The organism is Alloalcanivorax balearicus MACL04 (assembly GCF_025532145.1).
In the GTDB taxonomy this organism is placed as follows: Bacteria; Pseudomonadota; Gammaproteobacteria; order Pseudomonadales; family Alcanivoracaceae; genus Alloalcanivorax; species Alloalcanivorax balearicus.
Window position 1 is genome coordinate 15,758 of record NZ_ARXS01000008.1, and the last position, 25,715, is coordinate 41,472.

23 protein-coding genes are annotated in these 25,715 nt (G+C 61.0%); 12 read left to right on the forward strand and 11 right to left on the reverse strand.

Translation table 11 applies throughout. From position 1 onward, the window contains the following. Positions 1-76: 76 nt before the first annotated feature. The 3 genes from MA04_RS08720 (at position 77) to MA04_RS08730 (ending at position 3,676) form a co-directional block, all read left to right on the forward strand. Entirely contained in the window at positions 77-1,411 is a 1,335-nt protein-coding gene (locus MA04_RS08720; protein WP_063139856.1) for a TRAP transporter large permease, read from the forward strand. A 22-nt stretch (positions 1,412-1,433) separates the two neighbouring features. Further along, complete coding sequence (locus MA04_RS08725; RefSeq protein WP_262460136.1) at positions 1,434-2,987, forward strand: acyl-CoA synthetase; 1,554 nt, start codon at positions 1,434-1,436, stop codon at positions 2,985-2,987. A gap of 116 nt (positions 2,988-3,103) precedes the next feature. Then, on the forward strand, positions 3,104-3,676 hold the full coding sequence (locus MA04_RS08730; protein ID WP_080531230.1) for a hypothetical protein: 573 nt from the start codon (positions 3,104-3,106) through the stop codon (positions 3,674-3,676). Between the two features lie 121 nt (positions 3,677-3,797). Here MA04_RS08730 and MA04_RS08735 read toward each other — a convergent pair whose 3' ends face one another. From MA04_RS08735 to MA04_RS08765, 7 genes are all read right to left on the reverse strand, one after another. Continuing rightward, positions 3,798-4,418 (reverse strand): 2-hydroxychromene-2-carboxylate isomerase, encoded by a 621-nt coding sequence (locus MA04_RS08735; protein ID WP_097058191.1) that lies wholly within the window; start codon positions 4,416-4,418, stop codon positions 3,798-3,800. After that, positions 4,415-5,743: an MFS transporter gene (locus tag MA04_RS08740; protein WP_097058192.1), complete on the reverse strand. Its 1,329-nt coding sequence runs from the start codon at positions 5,741-5,743 to the stop codon at positions 4,415-4,417. Before MA04_RS08740 ends, MA04_RS08735 begins: the two co-directional genes overlap by 4 nt. Positions 5,744-5,790: 47 nt before the next feature. Further along, positions 5,791-6,570, reverse strand: coding sequence for an aldolase (locus tag MA04_RS08745; protein ID WP_063139922.1), 780 nt, complete (start codon positions 6,568-6,570; stop codon positions 5,791-5,793). A gap of 94 nt (positions 6,571-6,664) precedes the next feature. Then, positions 6,665-7,552: a LysR family transcriptional regulator gene (locus tag MA04_RS08750; protein ID WP_063139921.1), complete on the reverse strand. Its 888-nt coding sequence runs from the start codon at positions 7,550-7,552 to the stop codon at positions 6,665-6,667. Between the two features lie 231 nt (positions 7,553-7,783). Next, positions 7,784-8,962, reverse strand: coding sequence for an acetyl-CoA C-acetyltransferase (locus MA04_RS08755; protein WP_014995372.1), 1,179 nt, complete (start codon positions 8,960-8,962; stop codon positions 7,784-7,786). A gap of 94 nt (positions 8,963-9,056) precedes the next feature. Beyond that, positions 9,057-10,412: a solute carrier family 23 protein gene (locus MA04_RS08760; RefSeq protein WP_022997124.1), complete on the reverse strand. Its 1,356-nt coding sequence runs from the start codon at positions 10,410-10,412 to the stop codon at positions 9,057-9,059. 152 nt (positions 10,413-10,564) lie between these two features. Next, positions 10,565-12,193, reverse strand: a complete 1,629-nt coding sequence (locus tag MA04_RS08765; protein WP_022997125.1) for an acyl-CoA synthetase — start codon at positions 12,191-12,193, stop codon at positions 10,565-10,567. Positions 12,194-12,347: 154 nt separating this feature from the next. On the opposite strand from MA04_RS08765, the gene MA04_RS08770 reads away from it, so the two are divergent. Beyond that, positions 12,348-14,663, forward strand: coding sequence for a PAS domain-containing sensor histidine kinase (locus MA04_RS08770; RefSeq protein WP_063139918.1), 2,316 nt, complete (start codon positions 12,348-12,350; stop codon positions 14,661-14,663). Further along, positions 14,660-15,292, forward strand: a complete 633-nt coding sequence (locus MA04_RS08775) for a response regulator transcription factor (RefSeq protein WP_022997127.1) — start codon at positions 14,660-14,662, stop codon at positions 15,290-15,292. Before MA04_RS08770 ends, MA04_RS08775 begins: the two co-directional genes overlap by 4 nt. Here the strand turns inward: MA04_RS08775 and MA04_RS08780 are convergent. After that, positions 15,284-16,129: a LysR family transcriptional regulator gene (locus MA04_RS08780; RefSeq protein ID WP_026949516.1), complete on the reverse strand. Its 846-nt coding sequence runs from the start codon at positions 16,127-16,129 to the stop codon at positions 15,284-15,286. The genes MA04_RS08775 and MA04_RS08780 overlap by 9 nt on opposite strands. Positions 16,130-16,233: 104 nt before the next feature. Here MA04_RS08780 and MA04_RS08785 point away from each other — a divergent pair, with 104 nt between their 5' ends. Genes MA04_RS08785 through MA04_RS08815 form a run of 7 tightly spaced genes read left to right on the forward strand, consistent with a single transcriptional unit; the run spans position 16,234 to position 22,245 of the window. Next, positions 16,234-17,973, forward strand: coding sequence for a diflavin oxidoreductase (locus MA04_RS08785; RefSeq protein ID WP_262460137.1), 1,740 nt, complete (start codon positions 16,234-16,236; stop codon positions 17,971-17,973). Positions 17,974-17,983: 10 nt separating this feature from the next. Continuing rightward, the gene (locus tag MA04_RS08790; protein ID WP_262460138.1) at positions 17,984-19,681 is read left to right on the forward strand and encodes an NADPH-dependent assimilatory sulfite reductase hemoprotein subunit; all 1,698 of its coding nucleotides are present in this window, start codon (positions 17,984-17,986) and stop codon (positions 19,679-19,681) included. A 14-nt stretch (positions 19,682-19,695) separates the two neighbouring features. Continuing rightward, the gene (locus MA04_RS08795; protein WP_022997131.1) at positions 19,696-20,022 is read left to right on the forward strand and encodes a DsrE family protein; all 327 of its coding nucleotides are present in this window, start codon (positions 19,696-19,698) and stop codon (positions 20,020-20,022) included. Positions 20,023-20,030: 8 nt separating this feature from the next. Continuing rightward, positions 20,031-20,444, forward strand: a complete 414-nt coding sequence (locus MA04_RS08800; RefSeq protein WP_262460139.1) for a DsrE/DsrF/TusD sulfur relay family protein — start codon at positions 20,031-20,033, stop codon at positions 20,442-20,444. Between the two features lie 5 nt (positions 20,445-20,449). Continuing rightward, the gene (locus MA04_RS08805; protein WP_262460140.1) at positions 20,450-20,830 is read left to right on the forward strand and encodes a hypothetical protein; all 381 of its coding nucleotides are present in this window, start codon (positions 20,450-20,452) and stop codon (positions 20,828-20,830) included. Then, positions 20,818-21,846 (forward strand): NAD(P)H-dependent flavin oxidoreductase, encoded by a 1,029-nt coding sequence (locus tag MA04_RS08810; protein ID WP_262460141.1) that lies wholly within the window; start codon positions 20,818-20,820, stop codon positions 21,844-21,846. Before MA04_RS08805 ends, MA04_RS08810 begins: the two co-directional genes overlap by 13 nt. A gap of 18 nt (positions 21,847-21,864) precedes the next feature. After that, complete coding sequence (locus MA04_RS08815) at positions 21,865-22,245, forward strand: DUF488 domain-containing protein (RefSeq protein WP_014995380.1); 381 nt, start codon at positions 21,865-21,867, stop codon at positions 22,243-22,245. A 359-nt stretch (positions 22,246-22,604) separates the two neighbouring features. Here MA04_RS08815 and cydX read toward each other — a convergent pair whose 3' ends face one another. Genes cydX through MA04_RS08830 form a run of 3 tightly spaced genes read right to left on the reverse strand, consistent with a single transcriptional unit; the run spans position 22,605 to position 25,462 of the window. After that, positions 22,605-22,727, reverse strand: a complete 123-nt coding sequence (cydX, locus tag MA04_RS08820; RefSeq protein ID WP_163126085.1) for a cytochrome bd-I oxidase subunit CydX — start codon at positions 22,725-22,727, stop codon at positions 22,605-22,607. Between the two features lie 10 nt (positions 22,728-22,737). Continuing rightward, positions 22,738-23,868, reverse strand: coding sequence for a cytochrome d ubiquinol oxidase subunit II (cydB, locus tag MA04_RS08825; protein WP_163126087.1), 1,131 nt, complete (start codon positions 23,866-23,868; stop codon positions 22,738-22,740). Between the two features lie 13 nt (positions 23,869-23,881). After that, positions 23,882-25,462: a cytochrome ubiquinol oxidase subunit I gene (locus MA04_RS08830; RefSeq protein WP_163126089.1), complete on the reverse strand. Its 1,581-nt coding sequence runs from the start codon at positions 25,460-25,462 to the stop codon at positions 23,882-23,884. Positions 25,463-25,715: the final 253 nt, after the last annotated feature.

Genomic DNA, 25,715 nt, shown 5'->3' on the forward strand with positions numbered 1-25,715 from the left:
ATTATCGGGATAGCACAGGCCCTCTGAATATTTCGGGCGCATCGCCCCTTCAAGAACGATAACAACAGGAGATCCAATGGATCCGGTTACGATCGGCATTGTGGTCACCGTGGTAATGGTGGCCCTGTTATTGCTGCGTATTCCCATTGCCGTGGTTCTGGTCAGTACCGGTTATGTCGGCCTGGTACTGGTCATGGCGGTACGCACCGGCGAGTTCGATCTGGCGCGCGGTTTGAGCACCGCCAATCAGTTCCTGTCGGATCTGCCCTATTCCTCCACCGCGGAATACACCTTCACCACCATTCCCATGTTTCTGTTGATGGGCTATCTGGCCACCGAAGCCGGTTTCACCCGTGATATCTATCAGACCGCCCGGCTGTGGCTGGCGCGGGTCCCCGGCGGCCTGGCCGTGGCCTCCTCGGTGGGCTGCGCGCTGTTCGCCGCGATCAGCGGATCGAGCCTCGCCACCGCCGCCGCCATGGGCCGCATGGCGATTCCGGAAATGCTCAAGCACGGCTACGACAAGCGCCTCGCCACCGGCGTGGTGGCCGCTTCCGGCACCCTTGGCTCGCTGATTCCGCCCAGCATTCTGATGATCCTGTACGCGGTATTCACCGATCAGTCCATCGCCAAGCTGTTCATCGCCGGCATCATTCCCGGCATTCTGTCCCTCGGTATTTATGTCGGTTTCGTCATGCTTCGCAGCAAAATGAATCCGGCACTGGCGCCGCCAGTGCCGAAGGTCGATATGGCCGAGAAGATGGCGGCGCTGAAGAAAAGCTGGAACATGCTGGCGCTGATCGCGCTGATCGTGATCGGTCTCTACAGCGGTATTTTCACACCTTCGGAAGCCGGCGCGGTGGGCGCCGCGGTGGCGTTCCTGATGTGTATCGTCACTCGCCGCCTGGACGGAGAAAAAACCCGCAGCGCCCTGAACGAAACCCTGAAGACCACGTCCATGTTGTTCGCCGCGGTGATCGGCGCCTACATGGTAACCTCTTTCACCGCCCTCACCGGCATCGCCTCGGAGTTGACCTCCTGGGCCGGCAACCTGGATGTGCCACCGGTGGTGATCCTGCTGTCGCTGACCGTGCTCTATGTGTTCCTGGGCACCTTCATGGGTTCCATCGAGATCATGCTGCTGACGCTGCCGGTGGTGATCCCGATCATCAAGGGGCTGGAATACGACCTGATCTGGTTCGGCATCATCATGATCAAGTATCTGGAAATCGGCATGATCACACCGCCGGTGGGGATCAACTGCTTCATCATCAAAGGTGTGGTGGGCCGCTCCGTCAGCCTCGGCCAGATCTTCCACGGAGTGACCTGGTTCATCGTCCTCGATGTCATCACCGTCGCCATCCTGATCCTGTTCCCGGATCTGGTCACCTTCCTGCCCAACCTCATGTAACGGTTCCTGGAGAAAATCTCTCATGTACCTCACGCAATCCCTGCACAAGGCCTTGCAACAATGCCCTGAGCGCACCGCCACCGTTTGCGACGGCCGGCGTCACAGCTACGCCGAGTGGGTCCCGCGGGTGGCCCGGATGGCCGGAGCCCTGCAGGGACTCGGCGTGGCACCCGGCGACCGCGTCGGTATTCTCGCCCTGGGCTCGGACCGTTACCTGGAAAGCATTTACGGCTGCTGGTGGCGCGGCGCGGTGATCAACCCGGTGAACATCCGCTGGAGCCCGAGGGAGATCGCCTACTCTCTGGATGACTGCGGCACCCGGGTGCTGCTGGTGGACCGTAACTTTATTCACATGGTGCCGCGATTGGGAGAGTTGTCCGAGGCTCTGGAAGAAGTGATCTATCTGGACGACGACGCACCGGCGGATCTCACCGGCTACGAAAGCTGGATCGCCGACGCGCCCGAACTGGACGACCAGATCGCCAGTCACCAACAGTTGGCCGCCATTCTATATACCGGCGGCACCACCGGTGCGCCCAAAGGGGTGATGCTCAGCCATCGCAATTTGTACTCCGGCACCCTGGGTCAGATGGCGGCGGTGCAACGCAGCCGTCATCCGGTGGCGCTGTACTCCTCGCCGTTGTTTCATGTGGCCGGCATGGCCTCGGTGGTGCAGATCGCGGTGCGCCAGGGCACCCATGTGATTCTGCCGGGATTCGATCCGGCGGTGGTGCTGGACACCATCGAGCGGGAAGGCGTGGAAGAAACCTTTCTGGTGCCGACCATGCTGCGCATGCTGCTGGATCACCCGGACTTCTCCCGGCACGATCTTTCAGCGCTGAAATACCTTCGCTACGGCGCCTCCCCCATGGACGAGGCGCTGCTGCTGCGGGCCATGGAAGTCCTGCCCGGCGCGGAGTTCTCGCAAAGCTACGGCATGACCGAGCTGTCGCCGGTGATTTCGATCCTCAGCGGCTGGCACCACACCGCCGAGGGACGCCGCGCCGGCAAACTGAAGTCCGCCGGCTATCCGCTGCCCAACGCGGAAGTCCGCATCGTCGACGAAAACGATAACGACGTGCCGCCGGGCCAGGTGGGCGAAATCATCGCGCGCGGCCCCATGGTCATGGAAGGCTACTGGAACAAGCCGGAACAGACCGCCGAGGCCCTGCGCAACGGCTGGATGCACACCGGCGATGGCGGCTACATGGACGAGGACGGCTTTATCTACGTAGTCGACCGGATCAAGGACATGATCGTCACCGGCGGCGAGAACGTCTATTCCGCGGAAGTGGAAAACGCCTTACTGAAAATGCCGGAGGTCGCCCAATGCGCGGTGATCGGTGTACCCGATGAACGCTGGGGTGAGCGCGTGCATGCGGTGGTGGTAACGGCCCCCGGTCAGCAACTGGACGAGCAGCGCATCGACGCTCACTGCCGTGACCTGATCGCCGGCTACAAATGCCCCAAGAGCATCGAGTTCCGCGATGCCCTGCCCATGTCCGGCGCCGGCAAGATCCTCAAATACGAGCTGCGCAAACCGTTCTGGGCAGGCCAACAACGGCGGGTAAGCTGACACCGGATACGATGCCACTCATTTGAGACTCAGGTCACCGTTCCAGAGGGTGCCTTTGAAGACGCCGCACGCGCTGCCTAAACTTGCGCGTTTTTGACGCGCAAAGGAGAGCCCCCGTGCAAAAACGCGTACTCGTCCCCCTGATCGCCCTCCCCCTGTTCAGCCCCTCCGCCCTGGCCGGGGATCTGTATCCCCTGGGCAAGGCCGAAGGCACCACCTGGAAAACCGTGGCCCAGGCCGAGGAAGACAACCGCCTGTCCGTGGCGGCGTTGTCCACCGACGGCGAGATGCAAATGGTGTTCACCTTCGAAACCATCATCGGCAGCACCGAACAGTTCCTCGGCGTATTCGATGCGCCGGCGGCAAGCTGTGGTCAGAGCGACGGCAAGACCATGACCCTGAGCGCCCCGGATCCGTCCCGTCTGATGCAGGTGAACGGCCAGGAATTCCCCTCCTCGGAAAATTGCCTGGAGGGCCACACCCATTATTCGTTCAAGGGCGTGGACGCCGCTCACGATATCAGCGCGTCGCTGATCGCCGGCAAGCCGGTAACGCTGAGCATCCCCCGCGACGACGGCCGCAAGGAATACACCTGGGAGCCGGACGGCTTCAAGGCCCTGGCTCAAGAGCGGGTGAAAGAGTACGAAGAGGGATCGCGTTATCAGGCCTATAAGGGCATGACCCGTTGAAGCGGTCCGATTGAACGAGCATCGAACCCCTCGACAGCGGAATACGGTGGCTATATCGCCATCGTATTCCATTTGAAGCATCGGCAGGACAACGCCCAAGCGGGTCTTTGTTTCTGTCTGTTTAGCTGTCAGCCAGCCTTGTTGTCCGTTGTATGGCGCCTTCCAGCATCTCCAGTCGATCCTGCCCCCAAAAAAGTTCACCCTGAAAAACATAAGACGGAGAGCCGAACACACCGGCGGCCACTGCTTCATCAGTATAGCGACGATAAAGATCCACGATATCGTCTTGTTTGGCGAGAGAGATCAGACGATCACCATCCACCCCCCTCTCTCGCAAGATATCGAGTAATGTCCGCTCCGAAGAGATATCCCTGTCTTGACACCACTGGGCATGGAGAATCGACTTATACAATGCTCCTACCGGGAGTCCCTGACGATCAGCGGCAATGACGATGCAAGAAGCCAGATCCGCATTCGGGCACATGAAAGCGGGTTGCGTATTAATCGATATTCCCAATTTACGACACCATCGCTTTAACTCCAGTACGCGATAAGCCTGCCGCTCAGGTGACCGATCACTCAGCTGCTGCCCCCCTGTTCTGGAATAGACGTCGGGCAGATCGACCGGCCTGTATCGCACCCTAATATTCCATCGCTCCGCCAGAGCTTCCAGACGATCCGCACCAAGGTAGGCCCAGTCCGAGTTCATCCAAAAGTAGTAATCAATTATCGCGACTTTCATACACCCACCCCTTCCGTTATACGATCCGGCATGGCGAACCGCTTTGGGCCGTGCATCAGGAATGAGCAGACCACGGCAATGGCTCCGAGTATGCTCAGATACCAAACAATATAACGAGGGTCGCCATTACCGAGGCCGAGCAACGAGGTGGCCACGATGGGTGCCAGCCCACCGCCAATGGCCCCCGACACCTGAACGGCAATGGAGATGCCGCTGTAGCGCACTTCCGGCGGAAATTGAGCGGAGAACAACCCACCCTCGGGGCCATACAGTGATGAATACACACCACCAATTGCAATCACTACAGCCAGGGTGATGTACGTTACATCCAGAGTTTGCAGCAGAGAGAAAAACACCGGTGAAAACAGCGCTATCCCGATAGAGCCTCCCATGAAAATCCATTTGTAGCCTATCCGATCCCCCAGCATCCCGAATAACGGTATGAATATCAGGGCCGCGAAGGCGCCCCAGATAGTAGCATCCAACATAATGCCACGATCCAGTCCAAGCGTACCGGTAGCATAGGTAAGCGCAAAGGTAACCACTGTGTAGAACCATGTGACTTCGGCCAAGCGCCCTCCTATCACCACGAGCACTTCCTTTGGGTGGCACCGCAGAACTCTCAATGCGGGTACGTCGACCTTGTTCCCCCTCTCTTCCATCTTCTCAAAATCCGGTGATTCGGCCACCTTCACCCTGATGAACCAACCAATCAAAAGCAGTACGACGCTAGCCAGAAATGGCAACCTCCACCCCCAGCTCAACATGTCGCTTTCCGGCAAAGTGGCAACTAACCCCATGGCGAACGACGACAGGATCAGGCCGGGAGCGACCCCGGCTTGAGGTAAGCTGCCAAAGAAGCCTTTCTTGCCCTGAGGCGCCGATTCCACCGCCATTAGTACAGCACCGCCCCATTCGCCCCCCACGGCAATGCCTTGCAGGAAGCGCATCAGAACCAACAGGATTGCGGCCCAATAACCTATATCTTCATAGGTGGGAATCAGACCGATAAGAATAGTTGGGATCCCCATCAGAAATAGTGTAATGAGCAACATGGATTTGCGTCCGACCCGATCACCAAAATGGCCGAATATCAAGCCACCGAGAGGGCGGGCAAAGAACCCCACTGAGTAGGTGGCGAACGCGGCCAGGGTCCCGGTGAGGGGGTCAAACTCAGGAAAGAATATCTTATTGAATATTAAAGCCGCGGCGGTGCCATAGAGGAAGAAATCGTACCATTCGATGGTCGTCCCCATCATGCTGGCCAGTCCGGCGGTGATGTATTGGCGGCGAGAGCGCGCCGCCGCGGGCGTATGCGTAGTCATTTTAGTTTCCTTTATGCGTTTTTGTTGTTTTCAGAGGAGAGCCAGGCTCATTTCGTCGGCAATGGAGGAATGCCGTGTGTCTGTCGAGCCCAGTAGTTGAAGGTGGCGTTAACGATCGACGGTTTGAGAAGGTAATCGTGGGCTTCCCGGGCAAGCTCGTCGTCCACAGGAGTTAGCGGTCCGAATACACGCGCCCGGATCTGCATTCGGGCAGCGCGCTCCAGATAAACGGATAGGTAGGTCGCTTCTTCACAGGATACGCCGGCCGTTAAGTAGCCGTGATGAGCCAGGATAATCGCCTTCTTGTCCTGGATAGCTTCGGAAATGATCACTCCTTCCTGATCAGCGATAGGCACCCCAGGCCAGTCCGCCAGGAAGGCACAATCATCGTGCAGAGGCGTCATATCCATCTGCGAAATCACCAACGGCTGCCGCGCCGCGGCAAGGGCCGACGCCCAGGGTGAATGAGTATGAATGATGGCGTTGACGTCCGGCCGCGCGTCATAGACCCAAAGATGGAATCTGGTGGCGGGATTAGCCATCCCCTCTCCCGTTAAGGTATGTAGATCGCGATCGACCTCAATAAAATCATCAGGAGTCGCCTCATCGAAACCAAGCCCGAACCGGAGTGTCCAATAAGCACCAGGACGCCGCGAGCGAACGCTTATCTGCCCTGCCAGACCGGCTTCTTGCTCGGTCATCGCCAGGATGCGGCAGGCATAGGCCATGGTTTCCCGAACATCGCGCTCAACGCCATGAAGATGCTTCTCCATCTCCTGCGTCGCTCGCTGATCGAAATAGGATTTTTCTCTAAGGGAGGAATTCATGCTGACTCCTTTGTACATTGATAATCAGGAGTCAGTATCGGAGGGCTATATTTTCAGAGCCATGGAGTGAGAGTCATACCAGCTATTCCATGATTTATGTCAATTGCCTGCATATGCGTAACGCACATTGCAGAAGGTCCTCCGCCAAAGGCAAGGATGATCGTTTTCCCGGACTGATAGCTACGACCTTCCGGCGTAGCAAAGGATTGACTATCCGGACTTTTCGAAGCTGGTAATCAGCAAGCAGCGCATCCGGAATACGCCCGGGAAGAATGCAAGCACCGACGTCCGACGAAACCAGCTTCAACATAGCGTCAATAGTCTCCGCCTCCGCCACATATATCGGTTTCAGTCCCCCACTTTGCAGCATACGCCGAAGTGCATAATGTGACGGGAAGCCAACAAGCCTGAGATCCACATCATTCAGATCGATACTGCCATCAACACCGAGGGCAGATTCCTGATGGGTGATCAGGCACATGTCATCATCGAATAAGGGTTGGGAGTTCAAGGAACGGGACGCCACAGCGGAGTCGTAGACGAAGCCCAAATCCGCTTTTCCGCTTTCCACCAGCTCCACGACTTCGGGTGAGCTCCGCCCCAGCAGTGACAAATTGACGCTGGGATGTTTGCTAACAAAGCTCGCCACCACATCCGACATGAAGTAATAGCTCAGCGTATGCACCGTTGCCAGGCGCACGGTGCCCCGCGTGATGCCGTGCTCTTGGCGAATGGCATCCACGGCCTGATCGATTTGTTGATAAGACAGCTTGAGAACTTCGTACAGCTTCTCGCCAGCTTCGGTCAGCACCACTCCACGGCCGGTTCGAGTGAACAGGGACTTTCCCAGGCCCGTCTCCAGCGCCGCCAGTTCCTTACTGATCCATGACTGCGTTCGATTCAGTTCTTCAGCGGCTTTGGAAAGTGACTTGAGTTCCGCGATGTGAACGAAACAGCGAAGTTGCCGGTCCGGGGTATCCATGAATCTCCTGTTACAGGTATTGGGAGTCCAGGATGAGTCTATGTCAGAAGGGAACGTATAGGCCAATCCCCCATGATTGAGCCCTCGTCCCCGGTTTGCTTTGTGGATATAAAAAACATTGAACCGGGGCGAGGAGGGAGTCGAGGGGCTTGCTAGCGTAAAAAGAAGAAATGACGATTATTTCTTGCGTCGAGTGCGGTAGCCGATTAGCCGCCACCGCACTCGGTTCGATCAGCGTTCCACCGCCAGAGCTACGCCCTGACCGCCACCGATGCACAGCGTGGCGAGACCGCGTTTGACGTCACGGCGCTGCATTTCATGCAGCAGAGTGACCAGGATTCGGCAGCCGGACGCACCGATCGGGTGGCCCAGAGCGATGGCGCCACCGTTCACGTTGACCTTCTCCGCGTCCCACTCCAGTTCCTTGCCCACGGACAGCGCCTGGGCGGCGAACGCTTCGTTGGCTTCGATCAGATCCACCTGATCCAGGGTCCAGCCGGCCCGTTCCAGGCAGCGGCGGGTGGCGGACACCGGCGCGATGCCCATGATCGCCGGATCCACACCGGCACTGGCCTGCCCGGCCAGACGCGCGAGGATCGGCAGCCCCAGTTCCCTGGCGCGGGCTTCGCTCATCAACATCACCGCGGCACCACCATCATTCAGCGTGGAGGCATTACCGGCGGTCACCGTGCCATCCTTCTTGAACGCCGGACGCAGGCCGGCCAGGCTCTCGGCGGTGGTGCCGGCGCGCGGTTGCTCGTCGGTGTCGAATATCTTCGGGTCGCCCTTGCGCTGGGGAATCGTTACCGGCGTGATCTCGTCCTTGAAGCGGCCGCTTTCGATGGCGGCCAGCGCCTTGGCCTGGCTGGCGGCGGCGAAGGCGTCCTGCTCCTCCCGGGTAACGCCGTATTTCTCCGCCAGATTCTCGGCGGTGATGCCCATGTGGTAGTCGTTGAAGGCATCCCACAGGCCGTCCTGGATCATCGAATCCACCAGCGAGGCGTGCCCCATACGCAGACCGGTGCGGGCCTTGGGCAGCACATAAGGCGCCAGGCTCATGTTTTCCTGGCCGCCGGCGATGATGATATCAGCTTCCCCGCAGCGGATTGCCTGGCTGCCCAGGTGCACCGCCTTGAGGCCGGAGCCGCATACCTTGTTGATGGTGAGCGCCGGCACCTGCTGCGGCAGGCCAGCGTTGATCGCGGTCTGACGCGCCGGGTTCTGGCCGGCACCGGCGGTGAGCACCTGGCCGAGAATCACTTCGCTGATTTGATCCGCTGCCACTCCGGTATCCGCCAGCAGTTTGCGCACCACCGCTTCCCCCAGGGCGGTGGCGGGCAGATTGGCCAGGGACCCCTGGAAAGCACCGACGGCGGTGCGGGTGGCGGCGACGATGACCACGTCTTGCATAATCTCTCTCCCGGTCACGCCGGGCCGGGCCCGGCGGAATGATGAAAATTGGCCTCGCATGATAGCTTGATCGGGGCGGCGCGTCCCGGCCTGCTCACTCGGCGGCGCCGGCCTGCTTCCAGCCGCCCAGCAAACGCGGCCGCTCCAACGCCAGGTAGAGAATGACCCCGGCCGCCAACCCCCAACCAGCGCCATAGACCGCCAGCACCACGCCCATGGTGCCGGCGATGCCCCGCTCCAGGTTGTTGTTGAGCTGCTCGAAACCTACCATCAGGCAGATATAGCCGGTCAGAATCAGCGTCAGCGACAAGGCGATCGGTAGTACCGGCTGGAAAAAACTGACCAGCGGCAGCATGAACAGCGCCAGGAAGCCGGCGATCCAGAAAGTCCCGGCACCGCTGTAGATCGAATCCATGGCGTCCCGGCCATATTTATAGCGCTCGGCCATGGTGGCCCCCACCGCCGTCCACAGCGGCCCGGCCAGCCCCGGATAGGGAGCGAAGAAAGCATGCAGCGCGTTGCGGATGGCGGTCACCAGATGAACACGGTCCAGATCAATTTCGATCACTTCGTCACTGCGTAATTCATCCGCCCGCTGCATCAGCGATTGCCCGACGATGATATCGCCAAAAGCGATCACGTAAGCGATCACCGCCGTGGGCACCGCGTACAGGAACACCTTGGCGTCCGGTAATCCATGAGCGAACGGCAGATACTGCCAGAGCTGAGCAAAGGCCGGGCGGGTAATCCCCCATTGCAGCTCCGGCATCTTGTACTCACCCACCGCGATACCTACCCCGATGGCCACCAGCATACCCGGCACCATGCCGTAGTTGACGATCTTGCGCGCCAGCGGAAACTGCTTCACGTACTCCTGGAACGAAGCCGAGAACATGAAATAAAGACAGATCAGTCCGCCGATGACCAGGGAGACCGGCGTATTGGCGACCCGGCCGCCCTCGCTAATTTCCCCGGTGATGGCGGCGATACCCGCGCCGATGATGATCCCCGCTTTCATCGAGTTGGGAATGATGCGCACCAGCGCGCTGCCCAGGCGGGTGAGGCCGAGAATCAGGAAAATCAGAAACACCAGAAACTGCAGCGCGAACAGGCCCTGGATCGCCTCGGGCCCCGGTTCGAACTGGCCGAGATACAACACCACCACCGGTATCGCCGGGGTGATCCAACCCGGCACCAGCGGCACGCCCAGCAGCGCCGGCAACATGAAGCCGATGCCACAAATCACCACATAGGCCAGTGCCACGTCATAAGGCAAGCCCAGGTGTTTCTGCAGCAGCGGGATCATCGCCAGACTGACCACGAACATGATCAGCGCCTGAATCATTTCCGCCATTTCCCAGCGGTAATGAACGAACGGTAAGCGGATTCGGAAGGGCCCCAACGGCCAGCACGGTTGCTGCTCGCCGTCTTTGCGTTGATACATTTGCATTGTCGTTCTCCTCGACCGGCGAGCGCCGGCAGGGTCATTGTTGTTGTCGGAAAGCTTGCTACCGGAAACGCCGGGCGGGCCCCGGCTATCGGGCCTTACTCAAAAAAACCTCGCCCCGGCGGCTTGCTGAGTGCGCCGGAGCGAGGCAAAAGCTACAGGTTTCTCGCCCACTCCCGCAGAACATACTTCTGGATCTTGCCGGTGGAAGTCTTCGGCAGATCCTGGAACACCACGGTTTTGGGTACTTTGAATCCGGCAAGGTGTTCACGGCAGAAGCCGATCACATCCGTCTCGGTAACAGCGGCGTGCTCCTGCCCGGCCTTGAGGGTGACGAAGGCGCAAGGCGTCTCACCCCATTTTTCATCGGGACGCGCCACCACCGCCGCTTCCAGCACGGAGGGGTGACGGTACAGCGTATTCTCCACCTCGATGGTGGAAATGTTCTCGCCGCCGGAAATGATGATGTCCTTGAGACGGTCCTTGATCTCCACGTAACCGTCCGCATGCCACACCGCCAGATCACCGGTATGGAACCAGCCACCCTCGAAGGCTTCGCGGGTAGCGGCTTCGTTTTTCAGGTAGCCCTTCATCACGGTATTGCCGCGCATGAAGATTTCACCAATGGTTTCGCCGTCCTTGGGCACCGGCCGCAGGCTTTTGGGATCCGCCACCATCACGCCTTCCAGGGTCGGGTAACGCACACCCTGGCGGGACTTGATTGTCGCCCGCTCCTCCAATGGCAGCTCATCCCAGTGGCCGTGCCAGGCACAGACGGTGACCGGCCCATAGACTTCGGTCAGCCCATACACATGGGTGACGTTGATCCCCATTTCCTCCACCGCGCCGATCACCTTGGCCGGTGGCGCCGCGCCAGCGGTCATGGCGTTGACCGGATGATCAATGGCGGCCTTGGCCTCGTCCGGCATATTGATCAGAGCGTTCAACACCACCGGGGCGCCACAAAGATGAGAGACCTGATGTTGGCGGATCAGTGTCAGAATACGTTGCGGGTCGACCCGGCGCAGACACACATGCACGCCGGCCTGGGCGGTGATGGTCCAGGGATAACACCAGCCGTTACAGTGGAACATGGGCAGCGTCCACAGATACACCGGGTGCAACCCCATGGACCAAGTGGCCTGGTTGCCCAGGGAATTCAGATAGGCGCCGCGGTGGTGGTAGACCACGCCCTTGGGATCGCCGGTGGTGCCGGAGGTGTAGTTGAGAGAAATCGCATTCCACTCGTTGTCCGGCCATTGCCACTGGAACTCCGGATCACCCTCTGCAAGGAAAGCCTCGTAATCCAGCTCGCTGACCGGTTCACCTTCACCGTATTCGGGATCATCCACATCAATCAGCAGTGGCGGCGTCTCCAGTTTGGCCACGGCGTCACCGATCACCTGGTGGAATTCGCGATCCACGATCAGAACCTTGGCCTCACCATGACGCAGCATGTAGGCGATGGCGTCGGCGTCCAGACGGACATTGAGCGTATTGAGAACGGCGCCGATCATCGGCACGCCGAAATGGGCTTCCAGCATTGCCGGGATGTTCGGCAACATCGCGGCCACGGTATCGCCCTTGCCGATACCACGACCCGCCAGGGCTGAAGCAAGCCGCCGGCAGCGCCGGTAGGTTTCCCGCCAGGTGCGCCGGATATCACCGTGAATCACTGACGGATAGTCGGGGTAAACCGCCGCGGTACGCTCAATAAAGCTCAGCGGGGTCAGGGGAACATGATTGACTTCGGTGGGCGAAAGGCCCTGCTCATAAATGGACATAATGACCGTCCCGTAGTTGTTCGCGGTATTCTTCGGGTAGAGTTACCAGCATTAGCCCGCAACCCAGGGCGCATTTATAGACCATAAAGAACAAATATGGAAATAAAACTAGAGTCTTATAGTATATTTACCATATCTCTTGAATGAGCCCATAATGGACCAGGACGACGCCTTTCCCCTGTTGATGCGCGATTGGCTGCGATTGCAGCAGGACCGTATGCCCCGTTCTCAACGGGCCGCCGGTTTATGCCGGATGATGGCCAGCACCCCGGAAGTGCGGCGCGCCTTCTACCTGTTCTGGCAGGAGGACGCCGGCGTCTACGATCACGCCGACGGCCAGGCCGGCCTGCCGCCGGGCCCCGGCGACCCGTTTCAGGCTTCGGATCACACCTTGCACCAGCGCCTGGCAGGTGAGACGGTGCTATCGCTGAGTGAATTACGCGCTCTGCCCTGCTGGCTCGCCGGCCGGGTCCGTCGCGCCGCCCTGCACCATGGCGCGATCCTGCCACTGGCGCTGGACGACCACAGCCAAGGCCTGTTGTTGCTGGAGTTGTCACCGCAGTGCGGCAGCCAGTGGCTGCCCTGGCTGGCCGCCATGCTCAATCAACTGGCCTGTCCATTGACTCACCGGGAAGGGGCTTTTGCACTGCTCAGCAACGACCCTCAACCGGCGGCGGTGCTCGATACCCGGGGCCGTCCCGTCGATACCAACCACGCACTGCAACAATTGCTCGGCGAGCACCGCATCGACGCCGACAGCTGCTTGCCAATCAACCACCAGGCCCTGGCCGCCGCTTGTCTGTCCCAGGGCCGCGCCATCGTCGACGTGGAGGCGCGGCTCGGCGATCGCATCCTGTTGTGGAACTTTATCCCCGACCCGCCCGGCCAGCGGATCCTGGCCCGTGGCCGTGACGCTACCGATCAGTTGCGAAACGAAAAGGCCGGCAACCGTGCCCGGCGCTTGTACCGTCTGATCACCGAGAACACCACCGATTTGATCTCGCGGCACACGCCCGACGGCGTGTTCCTTGACGCCTCACCAGCCTCCTGGGGTTTGTTGGGCTATTGGCCGGAACAATTGCGCGGCACGGCGGTGCAGGCGCTGTTTCATGAGCAGGACCGCGAACGGTTACAACAACAGGCCAAGGCGGCGCTGGAGGAACTGGGTTATCACACCATGACCTATCAGATCCGTCATCGGCGCGGCCACTATCTGTGGTTCGAGACCGCCAGCCACGCCATCCGTGAAACCTATACCGGCGCGGTGGTGGAAGTGGTCAGTGTCACACGCGACATCACCGCCCGGGTCCGGGCGGAAGAGAATCGCCGCCGTCTGGCCGAAGTCGTGGAAGCGAATACCGACCTGGTGCTGTTCGTCGGGCTCGACGAGCGCCTCACCTACGCCAACCGCGCCGCCCGCGAGGCTCTCGCCATCGGCCCGGATCCGTTGCCGGATCTGGCCGAATTGTTCGCCGCCGAGGATATCCGGCGGCTACGCGAACATGGCTGGAACAGCGCTCGGGAACAAGGGGTGTGGACCAGCGAGGCGCAACTGCGCGCCGGCGACTCCGGCGAATTCTTTCCGGTGTCCCTGGTACTGCTGGCCCACCGCGGCGCCGGCAACGACCAGTACTATTCCCTGGTCGCCCGGGACATGACCGAAAGGGCTTTGCGCGAAGCGCAACAGCGCCGCCACCAGAATGAACTGGCGCAAAGCAGCCGGCTGATCGCCATGGGCGAACTGGCCTCCGGCATCGCCCATGAAATCAACCAGCCGCTGGCGGCAATCAGCAATTACGCCGCCGCCAGCCTGCGCCATCTGCGCGCACTTGAACCGCCCCACCACGGTGATCCGGCGAAACTGGATACGGCTTCCGATCTGGCGCCCAAAATTGACAAGGTCGCCCAGGGGCTGGGCCGGATCAGCGAACACGCCCACCATGCCTCGGAGGTGATCCGGCGGCTGCGCGCCTTTCTGCGCAAAGGCCAGCGCCGCCTGGAGGCGCTCGATATCAACACGGTGGCGAGTCAGGCCATTCACCTTTGCGCCTGGGAAGCGGAGAGTCATCGTATTACCATCGCCAGGCAGTTTGCCAAGGACCTGCCACCACTGTACGCCGACCGTATCCTGCTGGAACAGGTGCTGGTGAATTTGCTGCGTAACGCGCTCGACGCCAACCGCGAACGCTGGCGGGAGCACCCCTCCGAAATCACCGTCGCCACCCAGCGCGCGCCGGACAATTTCCTGGTGATCCGAGTCCTCGATCAAGGCCCCGGTGCCGACCCGGAGACGCTCAAGCATATGTTCACACCGTTCTATACCAGTAAACCCGACGGCCTTGGCCTGGGATTGTCGATGAGCCGCTCGGTCATCGAGGGGCTCGGCGGTGAGCTGAATGCCCGCTCGTGCGAGCAAGGACTGGAAATGTACTGCCGGCTGCCGCTGGCCCATAACGAGGAGACCCCATGACCACCGGCGCACAAATCGTCTATGTGGTGGACGACGACCCCGGCATGCTGGAATCCACCGCCTGGCTGCTGGAATCGGTTGGCCTTGATGCCCGCCCGTTCACCAACGGCGGTGACTTTCTCGACGCTTGCGCGACAGGGGAAAACGCCTGTGTGCTACTGGATGTGCGCATGCCGACTCTGGGTGGCCTGCACGTCCAGCAAGCGATGAAGGAACGCGGCCTGGATTATCCGATCATCTTCGTCAGCGGCCACGCCGACGTTCCCATCGTGGTGCGGGCGTTCAAGGCCGGTGCGGTGGATTTCATCGAAAAGCCTTATAACGAGCAGTTACTGCTCGACAGCGTGCAACAGGCACTCAACAGTGAGCGAAAAGAATATCAGCAAGAAACCGGCCGTCAGCAGGTGGATGATAAGCTGGACACGCTCACCCCGCGGGAACGGGATGTGCTGCTGCCACTGGTCAAGGGCTATACCAATCGGGAGATCGCCGCGCAGTTAAATGTCAGCGTCAAAACCGTGGATCTGTATCGCTCACGGGTAATGAAGCGCATGGGCGCCGAACGCCTGCCCGATCTGGTCGGCATGGCGGTGGCGGCGGGGCTGGTGGATCCGTTGCGGTTACGCTGACCACTCAGCGCTTTCCCCCGCCACCGTCCGCAACACCCGAAAGGCTTGGTCCAGCAGCGGGCTGTGTTTCCCCCGGGCGTAGGCCAGGTACACCGGATAGGTGAATTCCGGTGCATCGGCAACCCGTTCCAAGGTGCCTTCGCGCAGATGCGGCTCGGCCACGCGGGTACGGAAATAACCGCTGCCGCCCTGCTGCAACAGAAACTGAATCGCCAGCGGTCCGAAATTGGCGGACACCGGCGAGCGCGCCCGCTCCGGCAAAGCGACGTCGTGTTGCTTGCGAAAATCCGCGCCCCAGTCCACATAGACATAGGGCTCCCCGGTGCGGACCGCCCGCACCAGGATCAATTTTTCTTCCAGCAGTTGTTCCACCTGCAATCCCGGCCAGTACGCTGGCCGGTGCACCAGCGCGGCGTCCAGTACCCCTCTCTCCAAACGTTCCTGCAATGCTTCACTGTCATGCACTTCGGCGCGGGTGGCGACGGTCGGATGCTGTTCCCGTAACCGCGTTACCCAGTTCAGCAACAGCGGATTCCACAGGCTGGTCTCGCCACCGAGTACCAACATGTCCTCGGCCCCTTCCGGCAACGGCAACTCGCGCCGCGCCGCCTCCCAGGTACGCACCAGTTGGCTAGCATGGGTGGTGAACCGCTCACCATGGGAGGTCAACCGCGCACCGGCCCGGTTGCGCACGAACAGGCGGCAGCCCAGTTGACCTTCCAGGTTATGAATGCGGGCGGTCACCGTGGTCTGGGTGATGTGCAACCGTTCGGCGGCGGCCATGAAACTGCCAGTGCGAACGATCTCCAGAAAGGTGCGGGCCAGATCGATATCCATGACTTATATCAATTTCTTTAAAGTTAAACCGCATTCTATTTCATTATTCGTATTCAAAACACACACTCATACTGTCGGCCTGATGTTGAAACACGGAGCCGGAAATGACGGCGCAAGCCACACCGCCCCCTTTTTCCGACCCTCAATGGAGCCAGCTCCGGCAATGGCTGGAGACCCTGGATGAGCGGCAACGCTGGTGGTTGAGCGGCTATCTCGCTGCCGCCAGCAGCGCGCCGGCCGCCGTTGCCGGAACGGAAGGCACCCAGCCGGTACTGATCGGTTACGGCACGGAAACCGACAACTGCCGGCATCTGGCGCGGACCTTGAGCGAGCACTGCGGTGACGCCGGCATCGCCACGGAAGTGGTCGATCTAGCCCGTCTGCGCCCCCGACAGCTGGCGCGCCGGGATCATCTGGTGATCATCACCGCCACCCATGGCGACGGCGATCCGCCGGAACCCATCCAGGACTTTTATCAGGGCCTGATGGGTGACGGTGCACCGCAACTGGCGAACCTGAAATTCGCCGTACTGGCCCTGGGCGACAGCAGCTACGAACGCTTCTGTGTCACCGGCCAGGAGTTCGACCAGCGTCTGGAGGCCCTCGGTGGTGAACGGCTGATCGCCCGGCAGGACTGTGACGTGGATTTTGAACAGCCGGCCCGGGACTGGATCGCCCGCCTGTTGGAAAAACTGCCCAAAGCCAACACCACGGGCACTGCACAGGGTCCGGCCCGGGCACCCACCTCCAGCCCTCCCAGCTACGACAAACACCATCCACTAACGGTGGAGGTACTGGTCAACCAGAATCTGAGCGCCGCGGATCGCGCCCAGCCAATACACCATCTGGAACTGGCCCTGGATCAGGCGATTCCGGACCTGTTCCCCGGCGATGCCGTCGGCATTCTGGCCGACAACCCGCCGGAGCTGGTGGCGGCGGTGCTGGACGCCTGCGAGCTGTCCGGCGAGCAACCGGTGACCGTGAACGATGACGCTCAGCCCCTGGTGCAAGCGCTGCGTCAGACGCGGGATCTGACCATCGCCGGCACCGGCTTTCTTGCTTTCTGGGCGGAGCAAAGCCAGGCTCCGGCCCTGCTCGAACTGTGTCAGGCGGAGAGCCGTCGGCAGCGGGCGTTTCTGCGAGACCATCAACTGCTCGACCTGCTCCACCAGTATCCGGCGCGCCCGCCGGCACAAGCCCTGGTGGAAGCCCTGCGGCCACTGCAGCCGCGTCTGTACGACGTGGCCAACAGTCTGGCGGTGCTGGACGACGAGCTGCATCTTACCGTCAAGGCCTTCCACTATCCTTTCCGGAAGCGGCATGAGCAGGGCATCGCCTCCCGATACCTGTTGGACCTACAGCCCGGCGACCCGGTCCGTCTGTATCCGCACCGCAATGCGCGCTTTCGGCTGCCGGACGACGACGCGCCGCTGATCCTGATCGCCGAGGGTACCGGCATCGCCCCCTATCGCGCCTTCCTGCAAGCCTTGTCGCAACAATCCCAACGTCCGCCCTGCTGGCTGGTGTTCGCCGAACAGCGCTTCGAGGACGACTTTCTTTATCAACTGGATATTCAGCAGGCCCGCGCCGACGGTGTGCTGGAACGGGTGGATACCGTGTTTTATCAAGACCAGCCCGGCGCCGGCCTGATCACCCCATTGCTCGACCAGATCGATCGCCTGGGCACCTGGATCGACCGGGGCGCACACCTCTACCTGTGCGGCGACAAGGGTCGATTGAGCGACCTTGAGAGCGGACTGAAAACCGCCCTGGACCAGCGCCAGGGAGACGGCGCCTGGAAACAACTGGGCCGGGAAAAGCGCCTGCACCGCAACCTGTATTGAGGAGAGCGTGATGAGCGATCCCCACCCCGATCTCCGTCAGCCGCTGGAACGACTGAACGAGAACGAACAACTGAAGGCCCGCAGCCGTCACCTTCGCGGCACTATCTCCGAGGGGCTCGACGACCTGCTCACCGGCGCGGTGCCGGGCGAGGACCCTCTGCTGATGAAGTTTCACGGCATCTATCAGCAGGACGACCGCGACCGCCGCGCTGATCGCCGCCAGCGCCGCCTGGAACCGGCCTACCAGTTCATGGTGCGGCTGCGCATCCCCGGCGGCGTGCTGGACAAACACCAATGGCTGGGCCTGGACTGTCTTTCCCGTCTTTACGCCGAACGGGGTCTGCGCATCACCACCCGTGGCACCCTTCAATTGCATGGTGTGCGCAAACCGCATCTGCGCCCGTTGATCCAGGGGCTGCTCCCATTGGGGCTGGACACCATCGCCGCCTGCGGCGACGACAGTCGCGGCGTGGTGTGCGGCGCCAATCCGTACTTGTCCCAGGCTCATGAGCGGCTACAGAAACTGGCGCAAATCACCAGCGATCGTCTGATTCCGAAAACCGGCGCCTATGCGGACATCTGGTACCGGCAACCGACGCCGGTCCGCGACGACGAGGAGCCGGTCTACGGCGAGTTGTATCTGCCGCGCAAGTTCAAGGTGGGGTTCGTGCTGCCGCCGGTGAACGACGTCGACATCTATGGCCAGGATCTGGGCTATATCGCGGTGGTGGACAACGGCGATCTGATCGGCTTCAACGTCTGTGTCGGCGGCGGCATGGGCCAGTTGGACAATCGCGAGGACAGCTATCCCCGTCTGGCGGAGGAAATCGGCTTTATCGACGCCGATGAAGCGCCCGCTTTCGCCGAACTGGTAATGGGCATCCAACGCGACTTCGGTGATCGGCGGGATCGCCACCGGGCCCGTTTCAAGTACACCCTCGACCGTCTCGGCCTGCCCTGGTTCCTGGAAGAATTGGAACGCCGTCGTGGTCGCCCGCTGGAGCCGGCCCGCGGCATCCACTTCGAACACAACGGCGACCGACTCGGCTGGCAACAGGGCGACGATGGTCTTTGGCACGCCACCCTTTATGTGGAAAGCGGTCGCGTGGACGATGCCCTGCGCACGCAACTGGGCGGTTTTCTGCAACAGTACGGCGGCCGCCTGCGGCTGACTACCAACCAGAATCTGCAGTTGACCCACATCGAGGAACACGAACTCGAACAGGTACGTTGGCGCCTCGAGGACCTGGGGCTGGACTGGCGCCTCACCCCGGATGCCCAGGCGGCTCATACCCTCAGTTGTGTGGCATTGCCCACCTGCGGTCTGGCCATGGCCGAGGCGGAGCGCTATTTGCCCGAATTGCTGGAACGGTTTCAGCGGCTCAAAGGGCAGTATGGGCTGCGCGAGAAACCCATCACCCTGCGTCTGACCGGCTGCCCCAACGGCTGCGCCCGGCCCTATCTGGCCGAGATTGCCCTCACCGGCCGAGCCCCCGGACTGTACAACCTGTATCTGGGCGGCAGCTTTCACGGTGACCGGCTGGCGCAACTGTACGCCGGCAACGTGGACGAAGAACGCTTCCTCGCGTTGCTCGCGCCCATGCTCGAACGCTATGCCGGCCAACGCCGTGACGGCGAACATTTCGGTGACTTCCTGCTGCGCAAGCAGCTGCTGGAAGAACGTCCGCTGACTTCCCTTTCTTCCTGATCCTGGAGACGTCCATGTCCGACTATCTGTTCATCCAAAGCCAGGACCCGTTTACCGAGGTCCGCTGCGCGGCGCAATACCAATTGGCCAGGCAACTCCGCGATGCTGGCCACCGGGTGCATGTCCTGCTGGTGCAAAACGGTGTGGCGCCGGCCCGGTTAGGCGCCCGCAGCGAGGTCTTCGACGCACTGCTCGGCGGCGGTGTCACTGTCAGCGCCGACGGCTTCTCACTGAAGCAGCGGGAAATCGAAGCGTCCGATTTGAAAGCCGAAGTCACCGTGGGCGACGTCGGCGACGCCGTCGATGCCCTGCTGGCCGGCAGCAAAGTGATCTGGAACTAGGAGTCCCCATGAGCGACCTGAAAACCCTGACCTTCGCCTTCATGGATCCGCCTTTTGAAAGCGAGCGGACCGTCACCTTCTTTCGCTTACTCGACGCGGCTCTGGAACGTGGCGCTTCGGTGCGCGTCTTCGCTTACGAGGGTGCCGTGGCCCTGGCCTTCGCCCGGCAAGCCCCTCATGGCAACGCGGTACACGGCCGTGACGCGGCGGAAGAAGATCATCCGCTGACCCGCGAATGGATCCGTGCTCTGCAGGAAAAAGCCGCCGCCAAAGAGCTGGGTTTCGAATGGATCAACTGCGGCCTGTGCGTGGACGAGCGCGGCGTCAATGACGTCATCGACGGTTGCGGCCGGGGCGGACCACCGGACCTGTGGCGCTACGCCAGCGACGCCTTCAACACCCTGACCATCGGCACGAGGTAAGCGCCATGAAAGTACTGCAGGTTATCGATCAAGCCTTCCGCACCACGGTGGAGGAACAAGACGACACCATTCTCTGGCTGACCCAATCCATGCGCGGCGCGGGTGGCGATCTGCAGGTGCTGCTCAGTGGCCATGGCGTGCATTACGCGGTGCTGAATCAGCGCCAACCACCCCTGGTCCTGGGCACCTGGAAACAAAGCCAACCGGCGGAACTGGTTCGCGACCTCACCAATCTCACCGAAAGCGGCGTGCCCGTGTACGCGGTGCGCGAGGATCTGGAAGAACGCGGGCTCGCCGGCCTTCCTCTGCAAGCCGGAGTTGAACTGGTAAGCCGGGCCGGACTGGTGGAGCTGTACGAACAGGTCGATCAAATATGGCAGTGGTAACACCGCCACCGGCACTGCGCACCCCGCTTTGTGATCATTTGGGCTGCACCTTCCCCATCCTGCTGGCCGGCATGGGTGGCGTCGCTCGCCACCGATTGGCGGCGGCGGTGTGCCGGGCCGGCGGCTTTGGTGTGCTCGGCATGGTGCGCGAGCCGGTGGAACGGATCCGCAATGAAATCCAGGCGCTGCGACAACTCACCGACAAGCCGTTCGCGGTCAATCTGATTCCCGCGGCCACCGAGCGCGCCCTGCTTCGTCAGCAGGTGCAAATCTGTGTGACCCTTCAGGTGCCGTTCGTGGTGCTTTTCTGGGACGTGGACACCGCCCTGGTGCGGCACCTGGTCAGCGAAGGCATTCGTGTCATCCATCAGGTCGGCAGCACCTGGGACGCGGAACTGGCCATCGACGCCGGCGCCGAGATCATCATCGCCCAGGGCTGGGAGGCCGGTGGTCATGTTCGCGGTCATATCGGCACCCTGAGCCTGCTGGCCGAACTCGTTCCTGTCTGCCCGGTTCCCGTGGTGGCGTCCGGCGGCATCGCCAATGGCCGCTCACTGGTAGCGGCTCTGGCTTTGGGGGCTCAGGGCGCTAGCATCGGCAGCGCCTTCCTTGCCACCGAGGAAGCCAACGCCCACCCTCACCACCAACAACGGCTGATTCAGGCCGGCGCCGGCGATACCGTTCATTGCCGTGATTTCACCCGCAACTGGCATGAGCCGGCCCCAGTGCGAGTATTGCGCAATCGCGTAACCCGAGGGGAATACGACGATTTGCGGCAGGCCAATATTTCCGAGATCATCGGAGAACAGGACGGCCAGCCGGTTTATCTGTTCTCCACGGATTCACCGCTGGCGGATGCCCGTGGAGAATTGGATGACATGGCTTTGTACGCCGGTCAGTCCTGTGGACAGATTCATCAAATGCTAACGGCGGAGCAACGTCTGAACCGCATCATCGAGGAAGCGATGGAGACGCTGGCACGCCTGGGCGGCGCGGCCACCGCCACGGCTCATTGAGGTCATCGGGGTTCCATCATGCAACTGCCCTCTCGCATTCAATGCAAACGCGTCTACGACGCCCGGGACGACAGCGACGGCTATCGCGCGCTAGTCGATCGCGCCTGGCCGCGGGGCATGAAGAAAGATCACGTGGCCGCCGATCACTGGTTTCGACAGTTGGCCCCTTCCACCGCGTTGCGCAAATGGTTCGGCCACGACCCACAACGCTGGGAAGAATTTCAGTGCCGTTATCATGAAGAGCTGGAAGCCAATCCGGAACCGGTCGAGGCTCTGCTCAAGACTTGTGCCGGCCGCCCTCTGACGCTTCTTTACGCCGCCCGCGATACCGAGCACAACAACGCCTTGGCGTTGAAAAACTATCTGGAAGCCCGTCTGAAAAACAGCCCATCGCGCTAACCGGTATTCCCTTGACCCAGGTCAAGACCGTGGAAACGGTGAACCGGTAGCCTGACTCTGCCGTCGCCGCTCCCCGTCCCCTGGTTCGCGCTCCGTCCGGTCGCTGGGGGGTCCGGCGGCGGCACTTTTGCTTTCCCGCTTTCCCCAATACACAGACCCGCCTTCTCTCAGGGAACTACGAAGCTGCTGTGGGAGCTTGCTTGCAAGCCAATGTTGCTCAACGCCCGAGCGAACTTCATTCGCTTGCAGGCAAGCTCCCACAGTGGCTTCGTGGTTTTCCGTGGAGAGCGATTTTAGCGACGCAGCCATGCAAGCAAGCGGCCCCGTAACTTGCAGGACCGCCCTACGCCTACCCTCAATCACCCCTCGTCTTCGGCCTCACGGGCCTGTTCGTCCACCTCGGACAGTTCGAACCACATGGCGTTGAGGATGGCGAAAGCACAAGCCAGGCCCACGCCGAGAATCCAGCTGAAGTACCACATATTCGTTTCCTCAGTACATGTCCTTGTTGACGTCGCTTTCGCTCACCTTGCCCCACAGCACCTTATACACCCAGGCGGTGTACAGCAGGATGATGGGCAGGAACACCACCGTGGCGAACAGCATCACGCCCAGGGTGTAATGACTGGAGGAGCTGTCCCAGACGGTCAGGCTGTGGCCCGGATCGGTGCTGCTCGGCAGAATCATCGGGAACATGGACACCCCCACCGTGGTGATGATGGCGGCCACCGAGAGCTTGGAGCCGAGAAAACTCAAAGCGCCCACACGCCAGAACAATCCCATCAACGCCAGCACGGCACCGGCGAAGCCAGCCAGGGGCACCAGCCAGAGAAGCGGCTGAGTACGGTAATTGTTCAGCCACATACCGGCTTCCGACACCACTTCCTTGCGCAGCGGATTGCTCGGCCCTTGCGGATCCATTGCCGTGACGATCCGGTAGCCGTCCATGTTGCTGACCCAGAAGCCACCAATGGCGAACAGTACGATCACGACGACGGCGGCGATCATGCCGTATTTGCGGGCGCGCTCGGCCGGTTCACCATCCGCCTTGATCTGCAGCCAGGTGGCGCCGTGAAGCATCAGCATCGCCAGCGAGACCAGACCACATAGCAAAGCAAACGGATTCAACAGCGCAAAGAAAGAACCGGTATAGAAAGGCCGCAGACTGCTGTCGAAATGAAACGGCACGCCTTGCAGCACATTGCCCACCGCCACTCCGAATATCAGCGCCGGCACCACACCGCTGAAGCACAGCGCCGCGTCCCAGCGTGCGCGCCAGGCCGGCTCGTCACGCTTGGAGCGGAATTTGAATGCCACCGGCCGGATAATCAGTGCCGACAGAATCAGGAACATGGCCAGATAGAATCCGGAGAAGCTGACCGCGTAAAGCGCCGGCCAGGCGGCGAAAATGGCACCGCCGCCGAGAATGAACCAGACCTGATTGCCTTCCCACACCGGTCCCACGGTATTGATCACCTGACGGCGCTGGCCGTCGCTTCGGGCCACCGCCGGCAATAGCGCCGCCACGCCCATGTCGAAGCCATCGGTGACGGCAAAGGCCACCAGCAGGACACCGAGCAAGGCCCACCAGATCAAACGCAACATTTCATAATCGAATATCATGGCGTTTCCTCCCTCAGTCCTTGGACTTGGCAAAGGCCGGTGACAGGCCGGCATCCAGTTTGGCGGGATCGTCACCGCTGTCCTCTTCCGGCCCCTGGCGGATGTACTTGAGCATCAGGCGGACCTCGATCACCGCCAGCACCGTGTACAAAATCATGAAGCCGCCCAGGGAAATGAGAATGTCACTGATGCCGATGGAACTGACGCCAAGAAAAGTAGGCAACACGCCTTCGATAACCCAGGGCTGCCGGCCGTACTCCGCCACCAGCCAGCCCAGTTCCGCGGCGATCCAGGGCAGCGGCAAGGTGTAGAACGACACTCTCAGGAACCAGCGTGGCACCCGGCGACGCAGTGACACCAGATAGAACGCCAGGCCGAACAAGGCGATCATGTAGAACCCAATGGCCACCATGAAACGGAACGACCAGAACAGCGCGAAGACATTGGGCAGCGAATCCTGTACCGCCATAACGATCTGCTGATCACTGGCTTCACGGGGGTCATCCACGTACTTCTTCAACAGCAACGCATAGCCCAGATATTGCTGGTTCCGTAGAAAGGCCTCCCTGGCTTCGGGATTGGCCTCGTCGACCTTCAGGGTTTCCAGCGCGTCGTAGGCCAGCAGACCGTCACGGATGTGCATCTCCGAGAGCGCCGCCAGCTCCATGATGCCGGGTATTTCCTTGCTGAAGCTGCGCGTGGCGATCAGCCCCATGACCCAGGGAATCTGCAACTCGTAGTGAGTTTCCTGGGCCTCACGATCCGGAATACCGAACAGGGTGAAGGACGCCGGCGCCTCTTCCGTGTGCCACATTCCCTCGATCATCGCCAGTTTCATTTTCTGGTTATCGGTAATGGCGTAGCCTGACTCGTCGCCGAGCACCACCACCGACAGTGCCGCCGCCAGACCGAAAGAGGCGGCTACCGTGAAGGACCGCTTGGCCAGCGCCTTGTAACGGCCACGCAGCAGGTAGTAGGCACTGATCGCCAATACGAACACAGCGCCGGTGACGTAGCCGGCGGCCACCGTATGGACGAACTTGGCCTGCGCCACTGGATTGAAAATCACCGCGGCGAAATCCGTCACTTCCATGCGCATGGTGTCGGGATTGAAAAAGGAGCCCACCGGATTCTGCATCCAGCCATTGGCGATCAGAATCCACAACGCCGACAGATTCGACCCCAAGGCCACCAGCCAGGTCACCGCCAGATGCTGGACCTTGCCCAGCTTGTCCCAGCCGAAAAAGAACAGACCAACCAGCGTGGCCTCAAGGAAAAACGCCATCAGACCTTCGATCGCCAAAGGCGCGCCGAACACGTCACCGACATAATGGCTGTAGTAGGCCCAGTTGGTACCGAACTGGAACTCCATGACGATACCGGTAGCCACGCCCATGGCGAAGTTGATGCCGAACAGCAACCCCCAGAACTTGGTCATGTCACGCCAGATGGTGCGTCCGGTCATGACATAGACGCTCTCCATGATGGCGATCATGAAGGACAGTCCCAGAGTCAAAGGTACGAAAAGGAAATGGTACATTGCCGTCAGGGCAAACTGCGCCCGCGACAACTCAACCAGAGTAGCGTCGATCATCTGCGTTTCTCCCCTGAATACACATTAGCGGCTCGTCAACCGGATCGAACTCACTCGACCCGCTCCACCTTGGGAGACGTTGACCACTCGCTGCTCCTTGCGGAAGACCCTCCGTGGCCCTCTTTTACCGATGCGCGTATACGACGGGAGAAACGTTTCCGTGTCGATAAAGAAACGATTCAAGATTACAAATTGCCGGGAGCAATTTTTAACGTTGCTCCGCAGCGGCCCGCGGGGTGGCCACCATGGACGA